The sequence below is a fragment of the Amycolatopsis sp. CFH S0740 genome (assembly GCF_004522315.1).
In the GTDB taxonomy this organism is placed as follows: Bacteria; Actinomycetota; Actinomycetes; order Mycobacteriales; family Pseudonocardiaceae; genus Amycolatopsis; species Amycolatopsis nivea.
In genome coordinates this window covers 176417-192693 of sequence record NZ_SDLS01000014.1, presented here as the reverse complement: position 1 = coordinate 192693, position 16277 = coordinate 176417, and the positions used below count along the sequence as shown (strand labels likewise).

Annotated in this window: 12 protein-coding genes; 5 read left to right on the top strand and 7 right to left on the bottom strand. The window is 70.5% G+C overall.

What is annotated here, in order from left to right:
• Positions 1-90: 90 nt before the first annotated feature.
• A complete protein-coding gene (locus EIZ45_RS24105; RefSeq protein WP_037809733.1) occupies positions 91-285 on the bottom strand; it encodes a DUF3046 domain-containing protein in 195 nt (64 codons plus the stop codon).
• Positions 286-319: 34 nt separating this feature from the next.
• The gene (locus EIZ45_RS24100) at positions 320-2149 is read right to left on the bottom strand and encodes an Hsp70 family protein (protein WP_134665886.1); all 1830 of its coding nucleotides are present in this window, start codon (positions 2147-2149) and stop codon (positions 320-322) included.
• A 141-nt stretch (positions 2150-2290) separates the two neighbouring features.
• Between EIZ45_RS24100 and EIZ45_RS24095 the strand changes: the two genes are divergently transcribed.
• From EIZ45_RS24095 to def, 3 genes are all read left to right on the top strand, one after another.
• Positions 2291-3496 carry a glycosyltransferase family 39 protein gene (locus tag EIZ45_RS24095; RefSeq protein WP_134665884.1) on the top strand — a complete coding sequence of 402 codons (1206 nt, stop codon included), beginning with the start codon at positions 2291-2293 and terminating at the stop codon, positions 3494-3496.
• A gap of 81 nt (positions 3497-3577) precedes the next feature.
• On the top strand, positions 3578-8236 hold the full coding sequence (locus EIZ45_RS24090; RefSeq protein ID WP_240690752.1) for an ATP-dependent helicase: 4659 nt from the start codon (positions 3578-3580) through the stop codon (positions 8234-8236).
• Between the two features lie 160 nt (positions 8237-8396).
• Entirely contained in the window at positions 8397-8897 is a 501-nt protein-coding gene (gene def, locus EIZ45_RS24085; protein WP_037809726.1) for a peptide deformylase, read from the top strand.
• On the opposite strand, the gene EIZ45_RS47645 is transcribed toward def, so the two are convergent.
• The 4 genes from EIZ45_RS47645 to EIZ45_RS46905 form a co-directional block, all read right to left on the bottom strand.
• A complete protein-coding gene (locus tag EIZ45_RS47645) occupies positions 8830-10740 on the bottom strand; it encodes a GNAT family N-acetyltransferase (RefSeq protein WP_370318173.1) in 1911 nt (636 codons plus the stop codon). The two genes, def and EIZ45_RS47645, sit on opposite strands and share 68 nt — an antisense overlap.
• 104 nt (positions 10741-10844) lie before the next feature.
• On the bottom strand, positions 10845-11561 hold the full coding sequence (locus EIZ45_RS24070) for a VOC family protein (RefSeq protein WP_134665880.1): 717 nt from the start codon (positions 11559-11561) through the stop codon (positions 10845-10847).
• Positions 11562-11730: 169 nt separating this feature from the next.
• On the bottom strand, positions 11731-12495 hold the full coding sequence (locus EIZ45_RS24065) for a maleylpyruvate isomerase N-terminal domain-containing protein (RefSeq protein ID WP_134665878.1): 765 nt from the start codon (positions 12493-12495) through the stop codon (positions 11731-11733).
• Positions 12485-13036, bottom strand: a complete 552-nt coding sequence (locus EIZ45_RS46905; RefSeq protein ID WP_134665876.1) for an SAV_6107 family HEPN domain-containing protein — start codon at positions 13034-13036, stop codon at positions 12485-12487. Before EIZ45_RS46905 ends, EIZ45_RS24065 begins: the two co-directional genes overlap by 11 nt.
• Positions 13037-14039: 1003 nt before the next feature.
• Here EIZ45_RS46905 and EIZ45_RS24055 point away from each other — a divergent pair.
• The gene (locus EIZ45_RS24055) at positions 14040-14564 is read left to right on the top strand and encodes a YbaK/EbsC family protein (protein ID WP_134665874.1); all 525 of its coding nucleotides are present in this window, start codon (positions 14040-14042) and stop codon (positions 14562-14564) included.
• Positions 14561-15136: a GNAT family N-acetyltransferase gene (locus EIZ45_RS24050; protein WP_134665872.1), complete on the top strand. Its 576-nt coding sequence runs from the start codon at positions 14561-14563 to the stop codon at positions 15134-15136. The genes EIZ45_RS24055 and EIZ45_RS24050 overlap by 4 nt, the downstream gene beginning before the upstream one ends.
• A 92-nt stretch (positions 15137-15228) precedes the next feature.
• Here EIZ45_RS24050 and EIZ45_RS24045 read toward each other — a convergent pair whose 3' ends face one another.
• Positions 15229-16218, bottom strand: a complete 990-nt coding sequence (locus EIZ45_RS24045) for a DUF3558 family protein (RefSeq protein ID WP_205670084.1) — start codon at positions 16216-16218, stop codon at positions 15229-15231.
• Between the last annotated feature and the right edge of the window lie 59 nt (positions 16219-16277).

Here is a 16277-nt window from a genome sequence, read left to right as displayed (position 1 = left end):
CATAGACGAACAGGTGTTCGAGGTTTACAGCGACACGCCCATCCGCCGAGGTTTTCGCCCTCCCCCGCGTCCGGACCCGGAACTCGCAGGTCAGCGCCGCTCCGGCGGCACCTCGAACTCGACGCAGACCGCTCGCCAGATCTCTTTGGCCGGCGTTCCCGCGCTCAGCGCCTCTTCGACCGTGCGCCCGCCGAGCCCGCTGAACACGTGGTCCTTGGCGAGCATCTCGGCGCGTCCGGACCCGAACTCGTCGGCCATCAGCCGTCGGAACACCGTGATACGCATCGGGCGAATGCTAGCTTTCCCGCTCCGGCGGGGATCACTCCCCCGGCTGGACGTTCTGCTCGAAGTAGTCGGCCAGCGCGCCCGGCGTGGCCGCCTGCCCGCCGGAATTCACCTGGTAGAGGAACCCGACGAGGGGCCGGTCCTTCACGGTGAACACGAGGACCGCCGACGACTGCCCGGCCGCCGCCGCGTAGTGCCCTTCGAGCGCGTTGCCCTTCCAGTCCGCTTCGGTGCGGTCGCCGCCCGCGGAGGAGAGCAGTCCGTCGGTGTACTGCTTCAGCTCCGCTGCCGACTGTCCCTGCACGTACGTCACCTGAGTGCCCGCGCGCCCCGGCGCGGCGCACGTCGACGCGGTACCGAGGCTCTTCGCCGGCGCGGCGGGGCCGTTGCCCATGCCGGGAGCACAGCCGCCGTTGTCAGCGACCTTGCCGGCGAGCTGACGCATGCAGCCGGTCAGCCCGGAAGAGTCGGCTTGCCCCGGCGTACGGCACTCGTCGGCGGTGTACGTCTTCACTGACGAACCCTGTGTTGTCAGGAACACGGTCAACCCCGCGGCGAGCACGACCACCACAGCTGCCGCGATACCGATCAACAGCTTGGTGCGGCTCTTCTTCTCCGGCTTAGCGGGCGTGTACGTCGGGAAGTTGGACGGTGCCGGCGAAGGCTGGAACGGTGGCATCTGCTGTGGCTGCGTCGGTGAGTACGCCGGGTAGCCGCCCTGCGGCGCAGCAGGCGGCGCGTACGGCGCACCTGACGCCACCTGGCCCTCGACGTTCTGCGTACGCATCGACAGTCCGTCTTTAGCGACGTGCTGCGCACCCAGGGCGACGGCCGTCTCAGGCTGGTCGAGGCTCGTGGGGACGACGCCGAGCTTCTCCGCGATCATCGATCCGACCAGCGGCAACCGGCTCGAACCGCCGACGAGGTAGATGCCGACGAGACGCTCCGAGGTCAGCCCAGCCGAACGCAGTGTCCGCGAAAGCAGCTCCACGCTGCGCAGCATCGCCGGACGCACCAAGCCTTCGAGCTCTCCGCGCGTGACGAGCACGTCCTTGAACGGCTCCGGCATCGGCACCTCTGTCTGCGGATGCCGAGACAGTGCCTCCTTCGCGGCCTTCACGTCTTCTTGCAGCGCGCGTCGCGTACGCCGGTCCGCAGTGGACTCGGGGCGAAGCAGACGCTGCCAGCGCTGCGGGTCCGAGTGGGACACCTCACGTCCTACGTGGACCATCAGCGCCTGGTCGACGTCGAGGCCGCCGAGGTCGGGCAGACCGTCCTCGGCGAGCACTGTGTAACCGTTCTGGTTCGCGCCGACGACTGCGACGTCGAACGTGCCCGCGCCGAGGTCGTACACCGCGAGAGCCTGCCCTGGAGCCAACGCGCGCTCAGGGAACGACGCGAAGTGCGCCGCGGCCGCGACGGGCTCCGGCACGAGGATGACGTTTCCGCGGACGCCCGCGAGCCGCGCCGCGCTCAGCAGCACGTTGCGGCGCACCGGACCCCACTGCGCGGGGTGGGTGAGCCGGACCTCGTCCGGCTGTTCGCCGCCGAGCTGGCGCGTGGTCTCGTCGAGCACCCGGCGCAGGATCGCGGCGAGCGCTTCGTTGACCGGCACGACGTCTGTGCCGAGCAGCAGCGTCTGCTCGTCGATGCGCCGTTTAGGGTTGGGCTCGAACCGTGTCGGGTCGAGCCGCGCACGACGTTCGGCGTCCCGGCCGACCATGAGCGTGCCGTCTTCCCCGGCGAACACCGCGGAGGGCATGTTGGCCGACCCGTCGACCTCGACGACGCGTGGCGGCCTGCCGTGCGCGGAAAGGACGGCAACGGTGTTGGACGTCCCGAGGTCCACCGACAGGATCCGCACAGTAATTTCCCCTCGACTCAAGCAGCGCTGGCGGAGATGCTGCCACGTGCCCGGTCACCGTGCGTGCGGACCCGCGAAACTCGCGACGCGCGCAACCCCGGGGAACAACGGAACGTCTCGTCTTCCGAGGACGGGGAGGCAATGACAGAGCTAGTGGACAAAACCCGCCGGGAGCAGTTCGAACGGGCATCGGACGGTCCGGCGCGCTCGCTGCGGGTCGCGGCGGGCAGATGGAGCCGCTCCGGCTACCTGCACGCCGCGGTGCTGTACCTCGTGGTGCGGCTGGTCGGTCTCGGCGCGCTCGCGGCGATGGCCGCGCCCCGGGACCTGCCGTTCGGCGAGCGGCTGAAGGCCTGGGACGGCTGGTGGTACCTGCAGATCGCGGAGCACAGCTACACCGGCGTGAGCAATCCGCTCGACGCCGCCGGGCTGCCGTATCCCGACGCGTCGTACGGCTACTTCCCGTTGTATCCAGCCCTGACCGGGCTGTTCGAGAAGCTGCCCGGGGTGACGTACTACGGAGCGGGCCTCCTGGTGTCGGCGCTCGCCGGAATCGCGGCGGCGGCGGCGATGTACCGGATCGGCCGGCTCGTCCACAGCCAGCGGGCGGGGTTGCTGCTCGCGGTGTTGTGGGGCGCCGCGCCGATGGCGATCGCCGAGAGCATGGTGATGACCGAGGCGCTCTTCACCGCGCTCGCCGCGTGGGCGCTGGTCGGTGTGCTCGAACGCAGGTGGTATCTCGCCGCGACCGCGACGCTGTTCGCCGGGCTCACCCGCTCCACCGCGTGCGTGCTGGTCGCCGTCGTGGTGATCGCCGCGGCTGTCGACGTGTGGCGGAACAGACAGCGGTGGAACGCGCTCGTGTGCGTCTTCGTCGCGCCGCTCGGCCTGCTCGGGTACTGGCTGTTCGTCGCGGTGCAGACCGGCAGTGCGACCGGCTGGCAGGACGTGGAGCTGCGCGGCTGGAACACGCGTTTCGACGCCGGGGCCGAAGCCTGGCAGTGGATCACGCAGACGCTTTTCACCTCGGGCAACGCGTGGGAAACGCTCGTCGTGCTGGTGATGGTCGCGGCGATCGCGCTCGCGGTCGTCTGCGTCACCGGCCGCCGGATGCCGTGGCCGCTGGCCGCGTACGCGGTGGGTGTCCTGGTGCTGGTCCTGTGCAGTGCCGGGCTGCCTGCCCTGAAGTCGAGGTTCGTCCTCCCCGACTTCGCTCTCCTGCTGCCCGTCGCGATGGGGCTGGCCGGTCGCAAGAAGTCCACGATGATCGCCGCGGCGACCGTGTTCGTGCTGGTCGGGGCCTGGTATTCGGCTTATTCGCTGACCGTGTGGAAGTACGCGATCTAAGCCGATCGGTCACCCACACGAGCGGATCCGGCACAGGGTTCGCTGCCGGGGCCCCGGAAATTGTCGGGGGCGCCGCGCATGATGGATCCCGTGGCAAACGACGTCCTCGACCTCTTCTCCCCGGCGACCAGCACCTGGTTCGCCGGAGCCTTCGCCGCCCCGACGGCCGCGCAGGAAGGGGCCTGGCGGGCCGCACACGCCGGGCAGCACGCCCTGGTCGTGGCGCCCACCGGGTCCGGCAAGACGCTGTCCGCGTTCCTGTGGGCACTCGACCGGCTGGCGGCGGAACCGCCGCCGGCGAACCCGCGCGAGCGGTGCCGGATCCTGTACGTCTCGCCGCTGAAGGCGCTGGCGGTCGACGTGCAGCGCAACCTGCGCGCGCCGCTGGCGGGCATCTCCCAGGCCGCGCACCGGCTCGGCCTGCCCGTGCCGGAGATCGAGGTCGGCATGCGCACCGGCGACACCACGGCGGCGGAGCGCCGGTCGTTCGGGAAAACCCCGCCGGACGTGCTGGTCACCACGCCGGAGTCGCTGTTTCTCATCCTCACGTCCTCGGCACGGGAATCGCTGAAGGGCGTCGAGACGGTCATCGTCGACGAGGTGCACGCCGTCGCGGGCGGCAAACGCGGCGCGCACCTGGCGTTGTCGCTGGAACGGCTCGACGCGCTGCTGCCCAAACCGGCTCAGCGCATCGGATTGTCGGCCACCGTGCGGCCGGTCGACGAGGTCAGCGCGTTCCTCGCCGGCGGCCGTCCGGTCACGGTCGTGCAGCCGAAGCTCGCGAAGACGATCCAGGTGCGGGTGGAGGTGCCCGTCGAGGACATGGCGAACCTCGACGGCCCGGTGCCTTCGCCGCTGGAGCGGCTCGACGACCTCACGTCGCTGTCGCAGTTGCCTTCGGAGGGCGGGATCGGCACCCAGGAAGAGGTGGCCGGCGCGGCGGTGCAGCGGCCGTCGATCTGGCCCGCGGTCGAGGAACGGGTGCTGGAGCTGATCCGCGCGCACCGCTCCACCATCGTGTTCGGCAACTCGCGGCGGCTTACCGAACGGCTCACCGCACGGCTCAACGAACTCGCGTCCGAGCAGACCGGTCTGTCCCGGAGCGACGCGTTCCCGGCGGAGGCGGTCGGGCAGTCCGGCGTCACGACGGGGGCGGAGCCGGTCATCGCGCGGGCGCACCACGGGTCGATGTCCCGCGAGCAGCGCACCCATGTCGAAGAAGAACTGAAGTCCGGGCGGCTGCCGTGCGTGGTGGCCACGTCGTCGCTCGAACTCGGCATCGACATGGGCGCGGTGGACCTGGTCGTGCAGATCGAGGCTCCGCCCACGGTGGCGTCCGGGCTGCAGCGCGTCGGCCGGGCCGGGCACCAGGTCGGCGCGGTGTCGTCCGGCGTGATGTTCCCGAAGTTCCGCGGCGATCTGGTGTCGTGCGCCGTCGTCGCGGAACGGATGGCGACCGGGGCGATCGAGGCGGTGCGGTACCCGCGCAACCCGCTCGACGTGCTGGCCCAGCACGTCGTCGCGATGGTGGCGCTCGAGCCGTGGACGGTGCCGGAGCTGGCGGCGCTCGTCCGGCGGGCGGCTCCGTTCAGCTCGCTGCCGGACGACGCGCTGCACGCGGTGCTCGACATGCTCGCCGGCCGCTACCCGAGCGAGGAGTTCGGCGAGCTGCGGGCGCGCATCACGTGGGACCGGGTCGGCGGCGAACTGCGCAGACGGCCGGGTTCGCAGCGGCTGGCGGTCACGTCTGGTGGCACGATCCCCGACCGCGGGCTGTTCACCGTGATGACGCCGGGCGACGAGGGCAAACCCGGCTCGCGCGTGGGCGAGTTCGACGAGGAGATGGTGTACGAATCGCGGGTCGGCGACACGATCCTGCTCGGCACCTCGTCGTGGCGGATCACCGACATCACCCATGACCGGGTGATCGTCGTGCCCGCTCCGGGCCAGCCCGCCCGGATGCCGTTCTGGAAGGGCGACGCCGCCGGACGCCCGCTGGAACTGGGGCGGGCGCTCGGCGCGTTCGTCCGCGAACTGTCCACTTCGGACACCGCGACGGCGCGGGACCGGGCCGCCGCGGCCGGGCTCGACCAGCGCGCCTGCGACAACCTGCTGGCGTATCTGGAAGAACAGAAGTCGGCGACCCGGCACGTGCCCAACGACCGCGTCATCCTGCTCGAGCGCTACCGCGACGAACTGGGCGACTGGCGGATCGTGCTGCACTCGCCGTTCGGCGCGCAGGTGAACGCTCCATGGGCGCTCGCGATCGCCGCCCGGCTGCGGGAAAATCGCGGCGTCGACGCCCAGGTGGCGCACTCCGACGACGGCATCGTGCTGCGGCTGCCCGACGCGCTCGACGCCGACGGCGGCGAGGTCACCATCACCGCCGACGACGTCCTGCTGGATCCGGAGGAGGTCGAGCAGCTGATCGTGGCGGAGGTCGGCGGCTCGGCGGTCTTCGCGGCGCGGTTCCGGGAGTGCGCGGCCCGCTCGCTCTTGCTGCCGCGCCGAGACCCGCGGCGGCGCACACCGTTGTGGCAGCAACGGCAACGGGCGTCGCAACTGTTGTCGGTGGCGGCGAAGTACGAGCGGTTCCCGGTCGTGCTGGAGGCCATGCGCGAGGTTCTGCAGGACGTCTACGACGTCGGCGGGCTGCGCGAGCTGATGTCGGACGTCCGGGCGCGCAAGGTGCGGCTGGTCGAGGTGGAGACGCCTGCCGCGTCGCCGTTCGCCCGAAGCCTGTTGTTCGGTTACGTCGGGATGTTCCTGTACGAGACGGATGCTCCGCTGGCTGAACGGCGTGCGGCGGCGCTGTCGCTGGATTCCGCGCTGCTGGCCGAATTGCTGGGCACGGAAGCGATTCGCGAGTTGCTCGATCCGGAGGCCGTGGCCGAGGTCGAACGGTCGTTGCAGCGGCTCGAACCAGATAGGCACGCCCGGTCGGCGGAGGACGCGGCCGACCTGCTGCGGTTCCTCGGCGATCTGTCCGTCGCCGAAGCCGCGGAACGCGGGATTCAGCCGGAGTGGCTGGAAGAACTCGCCTCGGCACGGCGGGCGATCCAGGTGCGCATCGGCGGCGAGGAGCGGTATCTGGCCATCGAGGACGCCGGGCGGGTGCGGGACGCGCTGGGCGTCGCGCTTCCGGTCGGTGTGCCCGAGGCGTTCACCGAGCCGGTGGCGGATCCGCTGGGCGACCTGCTCGGCCGCTACGCGCGGACCCGCGGCCCGTTCTCCGCGACGGCCGCGGCGGATCGGTTCGGGTTGGGTTCAGCCGTCGTCACCGGCGTGCTCGACCGGCTCACCGGTGAAGGCAGGCTGGTCCGCGGCGAGCTGAGTCCGGTCGGACATCCGGAAACCCATGGCGTGGGCGTCGAATACTGCGACGCGGCCGTGCTGCGGCGGTTGCGGCGCGCGTCGCTCGCCCGGCTGCGGGCAGAGGTCGAGCCCGTGGAGCCGGCCGCGCTGGGCCGGTTCTTGCCCTCGTGGCACGGAATCGGCGCGCGGCTGCGGTCGGCGCCGACGGCCGACGACGTGCTGTCGGTGGTCGAACAGCTTGCCGGTGCGCCGTTGCCGGCGAGCGCGGTCGAGTCGCTGATCCTGCCGAGCCGGTTGCCGGGCTACTCCCCCGCGCTGCTCGACGAACTCACCACCGCGGGCGAGGTCACGTGGGCAGGCTGCGGTTCGCTCTCCGGCGGGGACGGGTGGCTGGCGCTCGCTCCGTCGGACGTCGCGGATCTGCTGCTGCCCGAGGTCGAGGAGAATCCGCCGACGAGCCCGCTGCACGACGCCATCGTGACGGCGCTGGAAGGCGGAGCGTTGTTCTTCCGCCAGCTTGTCGACCGGGTCACGCCGGGTCTGGAACAGCCGCCGGACGACGGTGCCGTGGTGGCCGCGCTGTGGGATCTGGTGTGGGCCGGGCTGGTCACCGGCGACACGCTCGCGCCGCTGCGCGCGCAGGTCGCCGGGCACGGCGCGCACAAACCCCGGCGGCAAGCGCCACGCGGCCGCTACGCCCGCATGCGCGCCGGCCGTCTGGCGATGCCGTCGCGCACCGGGCCGCCGACCGCAGCCGGCCGTTGGGCGCTGACCCCGCCTCGCGAAGCCGACCCGACGCGACGAGCACATGCCCGCACCGAGGCATTCCTGGAACGGCACGGCGTCCTCACCCGAGGCGCGCTCGACACCGAACGGGTCACCGGCGGGTTTTCCGGGATCTACAAAGTGTTGCGCGGCATGGAGGACACCGGGCAGGTCATCCGCGGCTATGTCGTCGAAGGTCTCGGTGCCGCACAGTTCGCCGCGAAGGGCGCGGTCGACCGGCTGCGGGCGCTCTCCAGCACCGCGCCCGCCTCGGCGGCCCGAAACGACAACGCGCGTGCCGTGGTGCTCGCCGCCGCGGATCCAGCACAGCCGTACGGCGCGGCTCTGTCCTGGCCTGCCGCGACAGGCGACACGAAACACCGCCCGGCGCGCAAAGCCGGAGCGCTGGCGGTGCTGGTCGACGGAATCCCAGCCCTGTACGTCGAACGCGGCGGCCGCTCGTTGCTGAGCTTCACCGAGGAACGCAGCTCGCTGCAAGCCGCCGCGGCCGCGTTGTCGACCGCGGTTCGGGAAGGCTGGCTGGGCCAGTTGGCCGTCCAGCGCGCGGACGGAGAACACGCGCTGACCTCGGAGCTAGCCGAGATCCTGCAGGAAGCCGGCTTCCGCGCGACGCCGAAGGGACTCCGTTTGAGAGCTTGATCCTTGCCCCGTGCTGCTCGGCCGAGACGCGAGCGGATGCGGCCTGTGGTTCCGCCGTATGGGCGGTGCCGTCGGGCTTGCCTGGTGGACCCGCGTCGGCGAAGCAGGTGGTGTCACTAGACTTCTCGTGGCCCCTCGGTGGACAAAAGGACGTTCGATCATGGCGATGCGCGAGTTGCGCTACTTCGGTGACCCGGTGCTCAAGTCCGTGTGCGACCCGGTGACCACGTTCGACAGCAAGATCGAGGCGCTGGTGAAGGACCTCCTCGACAGCGTGCAGCCGGAGGGCCGGGCAGGGCTCGCCGCGCCGCAGATCGGGGTCGGGCTGCGGGTGTTCAGCTACGACGTCGGCGGGCTGACCGGGTACGTCATCAACCCGGAGATCGCCCACCTGTCCGAGGAAACGCACGAAATCGGCGAGGGCTGCCTGTCGGTGCCGGAACTGTGGTTCCCGACGGTCCGCGCGAAGCACGCCGTGGTGCGCGGCGTCGACCTGCGCAACGAGCCGATCGAGGTCGAGGGCGTCGACGTGCTGGCCCAGTGTCTCCAGCACGAAACCGACCACCTCGACGGCAAGCTCTACCTCGACCGGCTCACTCCCGACCGGAAGAAGCAGGCGCTGCGCGAGGCGCGGGGCAAAGACTGGTTCTGGAACCGCTGACCGTCCGCGGCGTCCGGCCGGCGACAAGCCGGAGCACCGTGCCGTCGTCCGGACCGGTTTCGACCCGCAGTCCGGCGCGAACAGCGGTCCGGGCCATCGCGTCGTTGCCCGGTAGACGGAACGCAGTCAGTTCCGTGATCCCGTCGGCTCCGGCGAGGGCAACCAGCCGAGCGAGCAACGCCGTGCCGATTCCCTGGCGCTGCCAAGCATCCTCGACGAGAAGCGATACCTCGGCCGTACCGTCGCGCTGGGAAATCAGCTGCCCGAACCCGATCACGTCCCGGCCGCACACCGCGAGCAAGCTGGTTCCGCGCGGAGGCATGAGCAAGCGGTGCAGCCATTTCCGGGGGACCGTGCGCAGCCCTGTGTGGTAGCGGTTGAACAACGTCTTCGCCGAGCAGCGAAGATGCACCGCACCGATCGCGTCGGTGTCCCGCGGAGTACCGAGGCGCAGAACGACCGCCGCCCCGTCCGGACGGTCGAGCACCGCCGGACCGGCCAGATTCTGCGCCGCCGCGGCGAGCAGTTCCAGGAAGGCTGCGGCCTGGGCAAGTTCGGGTTCAGCGAATGCCACCCATCGCCGCCGGGCGACAAACGCCTGCCCTTCCCCAAAGGCGAAAACGGCGCGGTGCCCGCCTTCGGTGCGCCCTGGGTTGGCCTCGCTCATCGGTACGAGCGTCACGAGGTCCGCGGACAGCACCATTCGCAACATCGGAGCGCGGCAATCCGGATCAACAATCGCCCGCCGAGCGGCGACGAGCGCTGTCGCGGCTGAATCGGGAAGTCCGCGAACGGTAGTTTCGGCAATCGCCTCTCGCCTGGCGGCATCGGCAATTGCTTCGGTGACCGGCGTGTCGTCGGCGGTGCTGGAAGTTGCTGCCGGAGTGGACAATTCCCGAGCGTCGGCCCCGATGCACAGCTCGCCCGCGACGGGAAGCGCAGTGGCCGCCGGAACACGGCGTGCTCCGGTATCGAGTCCAGAAGCAGTTTTATGATCAATGGCCGTCGCGGTTGAAGGAGCGCGGAGTTCGCGCGCGGAAGCCTCGGTGGGCAGCTTCCTGCCGGTGCGGGACGCAGATGCCGCCTGAGCATCGCGTTGCCCGGTGTCGGAGGTTGCCTCCCGATCAGCAGCTGCCGGTGCGTCGCGTGGCCCTGAAGACGGCTCAACGCGTGCCACCGGAGCATCGAATCTTCCGACATCAGCTCGAGAAGTTGCCTGTTGATCAGTCGCTGCCGGAGCGTCGAGTGGCCCGTTCGCGGCGCGGGCCGCCGAAGCGTTGCGGCGTCCGGTATTGGTGCCAGAGGTCGTCTCCGTATCAACAGCTGCTGGGGCATCGAATGGCGGCGAAGAAGGCCTGAGGCGTGTCGCCGAGGCAGGGAGCTTCCGGATGTCTGCGGTTGTCTGCAGTTCGGGGGCTAGTGATTCCGCGATGGGGGTGAGGAGTTCCCGGGCGGCGTCGGCGATCGGATCCTCGGCGGCGAGCGTGGTGGCAGATGAGGCGCGGACGTCCGGGATGGTGGTTTCGGTCATCCCCAGGCAATCGCCGCCTTCGTCGCGGAGGGCGTCTATCAGGAGGTGCTGGGGCAAGCCTGCTGCTGGGCGCAGGACGAATTCGTCCAGGACGCCGCCGGGGGCTGGGTGTCTGGTCAGGCCGAGGATGCTGCATTCGAGGTCGGCCAGGCGGATTGCGAAGCGGGCCAGGGTGCCGGGGTGGGCGTCGGAGCGGACGCGTACTCGCCAGGCTTGTGCTGGCGCGAGGTTTTCGTTGGGGTGGCGGTGGTTTGGCGGGTGCGCGGGGATTGTGTTCGCGAGAAGGGTGCGGGGTGTCGAGGGCGTGTCCATGGACGTACGGTCGCCGACGTAGGTAACCGGGGGCGTCTTGTGGTGTTTCGGGTCTGTCAGAGGGTGGCCGGGAATGTGTGATCTGCGGGAAACAATGGCGCGGGTCAGTTTGGGCGTAGGAGGCGGAATTCGTTGTCTTCCGGGTCGGTGAAGTCGGCCTGAGCAGCGTCGGGCTGAGTGGTACCGATTAGGCGAGCTCCGGCGGCTTGGATGCGGTCGGTTTCAGCTGGGTCGTCGCCGGACAGGTCTAGGTGGAGGCGGTTTTTGCCGTGTTTTGGGGTGTTCACGCGCAGGAATTCGAGAGTGGGGCCGCGGCCGGTGGGGTTGCGCAGGGTGGTGATGGCGGGCTCGTCGGCGGTGATCGGCCACGCGGTGAGCGGGGACCAGAAGCGGGCCAGACGCGCGGGGTCTTGTGCGTCGACGACGATCGCTGCGATGGCACCGGAATCGGCGTATTCCTCGCGGGGTTCGAGTACGCAGAACTCGTTGTCTTCGGGGTCGGCCAGAACGATCCACGGGACGTTGCGCTGGCCGATGTCGATCGGGCGTGCTCCTGAAGACACGGCTCGGGAGACTGTTTCGCGCTGGTTCTCGCCGGAGGTGCTGGAAAGGTCCAGGTGGAGCCGGTTTTTGGTGGTCTTCGGGCGGGAGGTCGCGGCGAAGACCAGGGTGAGGTCGCAGCCGTCGTCGGGTGGGGGCTGGATTGCTGCCTCGGCTGGGGATTTCGCGGTGAGTTGCCAGCCTAGGAGGTCGGACCAGAAGCGGGCCAGGCGTGCTGGTTCTTCGGCGGCGGTGACCAGGTTGGCCAGACGTGTTGCCATGTCGCCACGGTAGCGGGCAGGGCCGACAAAAACGGCCGCTCGCGGGGTCGGTAAAAGAACTGTGCCGGCAAGCGCGGGGGTATCACGCTTGCCGGCACAGCCGGATCGCCACGGTGGTCGAGGAAACAGCGCAGAACCGGGAAGCTTCCCCGCTTTCGGTTCTCGAACGCTATCTGGTGGCCAGTCGCAGCAGGGCCCAGGTTTGGGCGGACAGCTCGTGGTCTCCGTCGGTGTGGACCATGGTCACCGGGACTCTCCCCCACAGCCAGAGGTACACGTTCGCGGGCGAGCCGGTGACGATCGCGTCCGCGGCGTCGGCTTCTCGGGGAGAGCAGCGCCAGGCCTCCGTTTCGCCGGGGCCTGCTCTCGCGATCCAGCTGTGGCCGCCGGTGTGGAAACCCACGGTGCCGTTTCGGGTTCCCGAGATGCCCATGGTGGTGAGCTTGTGTCCAAAGTAGAGGGTGAGGGCCTCGTCGACGCCGTCGGCGGCCAGGTCGTCGGGCACGGTCGAATCGCCGATTCCGGCTGCGTTCTCGGCGTCCACTCGGTGCACGAGGGTTTCGTGGAGCATGCGGCGGCGCCAGAAACCGTGGGTCGGATCGGCGGACCACCAGGTGGCGGTCCGGGTGGCCGGGTCGTGGTTGGCCAGTTCGACTTCGAGTTCGGTGCGGGCGACGGAGTAGAAGTCGGCCACCGGCTGTCCGGGCAGGGGCTCGCGCCACGGTTCGGGGCGGCGGCCTTCGCGGATCCAGCCGAGGACCTGCCAGTAGACGGAGCCAACGTGTTTGAGCAGCTCGTTCAACGTCCAGCCGGGGGCGGTGGGCACCGGCGAATCGGGTGACGCCGAGTGCGCCACCTCCCCCAGCAGGTGCGCCTCCGCGGAGAACGCCTCGAGCAGCCGGCCGTGGTCGACCGTGCCGAGTTCACGCGACATGGGCTTCCCCGGACATCGGCAGGCCGTGCACGACCCGGCGGACCAGTTCGAGGAACTGGGCGGTTGCCTGCAGCAGACTCTCAGCCAGCTCGGCGGTGACGCGACCGCCGATGCCGGCTTCGGCGGCGGCCCGGGTTTCCGAATGGTCGGCGAAGAACGCTGACCATTCGCGCAACTCGGGGGCGACGGCGTCGAGCAGCACCCAGCCGCTGGCCGGACGACCCCGACCCCGGCGCGGACGGCCCCGGACGGCGAGCACCGCACCCGCACCGCGCAGGGCGGCCAGGTAGGCACCGATGAAGCGTTCGGCTGGGTCGCGTTCGTTGTCCGCGTGGTCGAGTCCGCGGTTGGCCTGGGCGAGGAGGGTGACCGCCTCGGGCGGGGCCGGCGGGCGCAGGGACAGCGGAAGTTGCGGCTGGACCTTGCCGCCGGAGCGGCGGGCGGACGGCTCGGCGGAGGGCCGGACCGCGGCCCGGGTGCGGTGGACGACCTGCCTCGGGGGCGGGGCGCTGGGCACGGTGTTTTCGGGGACGTGGTGCACGGTGGGCTTGAGGGTTGAGGGGCGTTCGGGATGGGGGGCCGGGGTGTTTTCCGACGCAAAGGGCAGCGCGGGGGTGGTTGCCGGAGCGGCGGGGTTGGCTGCGGGGGACGCTGGTTCGGACGACGAGTCGAGGCTCGGCTCTGCGGAAGCGGGCTGAGCGGGACCAGCCGCCGAAGCAGGTTCGTCGGAACCGGACGGCGAAGGGGACGAGGCGGGCGGCAGACCGGCCTCGCTCGCTCGAACACCACGCTGGCCAGAGTCGGTCACCGAAGCGGACGACGCCGCAGAGTCGTTTTCCAACGCGGGCGTCAAGCCAGTGCCAGCCGCCAGAGCAGCAGGCTCGTCGAAATCGGACGACGAAAGAGACGACGCGGACGGCAAGCCAGACTCGGCCCCTGGAACACCAGACTGGCCAGAGTCGCTCGCCGAAACGGACGACGCCGCAGAGTCGCTTCCCGGCGCGGGGGTCAGGCCCGGGCCAGTTTCCGAAGCAGCGGACCGGGCGGGGCCAGCCGCCGAAGGAGCAGGCTCGTTCTCCGACGCGAGCCAAAGATCGAGCCCGGGCTGAGCAGAGCCAGTCACCGAAGCAGGCGACGGAACCGAACCAGCGGAACCAGCGCCCGAACGCGACGCCTGAGCAGCGCTGCCCTCGGAGACGCCAGCAGCACCCTCCGCGGCAGCACCAGCAGCACCTGGCCGTTCCACCGGCGCGCCGAACGTCAGCTGTTCGCCCACCGCGCCAGGTCGGTGTGCCTCGGGGGCACGGTCCGCGGGGGACACGACCGAGACGGACATGGCGACCCTCCTCCTGCTCGGGTGGGGCCGACCGGGGGCCCGAGGTGCTTCCCCCACCCCGGGACCGGCCGGTGCGTTCCCACCGGGTATCGAACGTCTGTTCGATCTGTTTCCAGAGTAGCCGCGCCGGCGAGTCCGCTCAACCCCGCCGGTGGAATCCGGGCACGTGGTGCGGGACACGGCTGCACTGGCGTGGTCTCATAACCGGGTGAGCACCCACGACCATCCCGCTGTCGCCAAGGTCACCGCCGCGCTGGGCGAGGCCGGGCTGCACGCTGCCGCTGCCGGAGTGCGGGTGTTGCCCGCTGAAGTGCGCACTGCCGCGCAGGCCGCGGAGGCGCTCGGGGTGCCGGTAGGCGCTATCGCGAACAGTTTGGTCTTCCGGGGCCGCACGGCTGACGGGGGCGAGGTCGCGGTGCTCGCCCTTACCTCGGGGGCGCATCGGGCCGAAGAGTCCCGGCTGGCGGAACTCGCCGGGGTCGCCGAAGCCGGCAAGGCGGACGCGGCGTTCGTCCGGGAGCACACGGGGCAGCCGATCGGGGGCGTCGCGCCGGTCGGGCATCCGGAGAGGCTCGTGACGCTCGTGGACACGGCGTTGCGCGGGTACTCCGAGGTGTGGGCCGCGGCGGGGCATCCGAAATCGGTCTTCCCGACGACGTTCGACGAACTCGTCACCCTCACCGGGGGCACCCCCGGCGATCTCGCGGGCGAAGGGGAGGATGGTCGACTGTGACCGCGATGTCCTCCTCCGGGTGCTCCCGGTACGTGCAGCTCTCCGCCGACGAGTTCCGGTCCCGGCTGCCGGAAGCGCTGGCGATCTACGTGAACGCCATGCGCTACCCCGAGGGCACGGCCGAGCAGCGCGCGCCGATGTGGCTCACGCACGCGCTGCGCGAGGGCTGGCGCTGCATGGCCGCCCTCGACGACAACGGCGTCCTGCTCGGCATCGCGTACGGCTACAAGGGCCGCGCCGGGCAGTGGTGGCACGAGCAGGTCCGGCACGGTCTCACCCGCCGCTCCGGAACAGCGGAAGCCGAACGCTGGCTGACGGACTACTTCGAGCTCACCGAGATCCACGTGCGCCCGGAGAACCAGGGCAAGCAGATCGGCGAGGACCTGCTGCGCCGGCTGCTCGACGGCGTGCCCAGCGCGAACGTCCTGCTCTCCACTCCGGAGGGCACCAGCCGGGCGTGGAAGCTGTACCGGCGCACGGGGTTCGTCGACGTTCTGCGCGACTACCAGTTCACCGGCGACCCGCGGCCGTTCGCGATTCTCGGGCGGGCGCTGCCGCTCGAAACGCAGTAGGACCGCCGCGCGCCCGATGCCGGACCGGGCGCACGGCGCGCCCGCCTACCGCGTTAACCGGCCCCCAGAAGGCCTGCGCGATTCGCGAGTGATCAGGCGTGGCCCAGCGACGGTGCCACTGTCTTGGCCACGGCGACCGCCTTCGTGCAGGCGGTGGCGGAGTCGAGTCCGCTGGTGGGCTCGCCGCTGAACTCCACGGAGACGATCTCGCCGTACCCGTGCGCTTCGTCGTCCTTCGGGGTTTCGATCTTGCGCCAGGTCGCGTCGCAGCTCACTACGCTGCTGTCCTCGTCCTTTTTCTGGATGGCCGTGACGCCGTTGCCAAGGTCGGCGGGCGGGCCGTCCTCGGCATCGGCGGGCAGGCCCTGGTAGAGGTGCACCGAGACCTGCGGGTAGTGGGTGTCGTCGCCGGACCAGAAGTCGCATTCGTGCAGGCTCTTGGGCTCCACAAAGGACTTCTGCCCCAACGCGGTCTCCACGGCCTGCTTGCCGGCCACCGCGCACGGGTCGGTGGTCAGCACGGAACCGGTTGCCTGCTTGTACTGCGGAGGAGCGCTGTGCAGGGCCTGCACGACCTTCGTCAGCGCCGCGCGGCCGGGCGCGCAGGCGTCGCCGCCCGGGGCCTTGGTCTGGAAGGTGATCCCCAGCGACTGTTCGAACGACGTCACGACCGAGACCCAGCACGACCCGGGCTTGTCGTCGTCGACGACCAGCGGCAGGCCTTCGAGCTTCTCGACCGGGTCCTTCGACATGATCAGCTGGTCGCCGACGCGCAGCACCAGTTCGACGGTCTTGCCGCCGGAGTCCTTGACGTTGACGCTGCACTCGCCCCATTCGGACGACGAAAGGCTCGACTGGTCCGGAGTGCCGAGGCCGCCGAGAGTCTTGGCGTCCAGCAGCGCGCACGGATCCACGGTCCGCAGGGCCGCCGCCTGGACCGCGGGGTCGGTGATCGGGGGTTTCGCACTGGCAGGCGGTGCGGTGCCTGCGGCCGAGCCACCGCCGCAGCCCGCGAGCAAGGCCAGCAGCGCCGCCCCCGTGACCAGCGCCGATGTTCGGAATATTCGGTTTTCGGTGAACATAGGCGGCACCGTAGCGGAATCCGTCACCCGTTCGTGGCGAAATCTCCAAGAATGCGGAC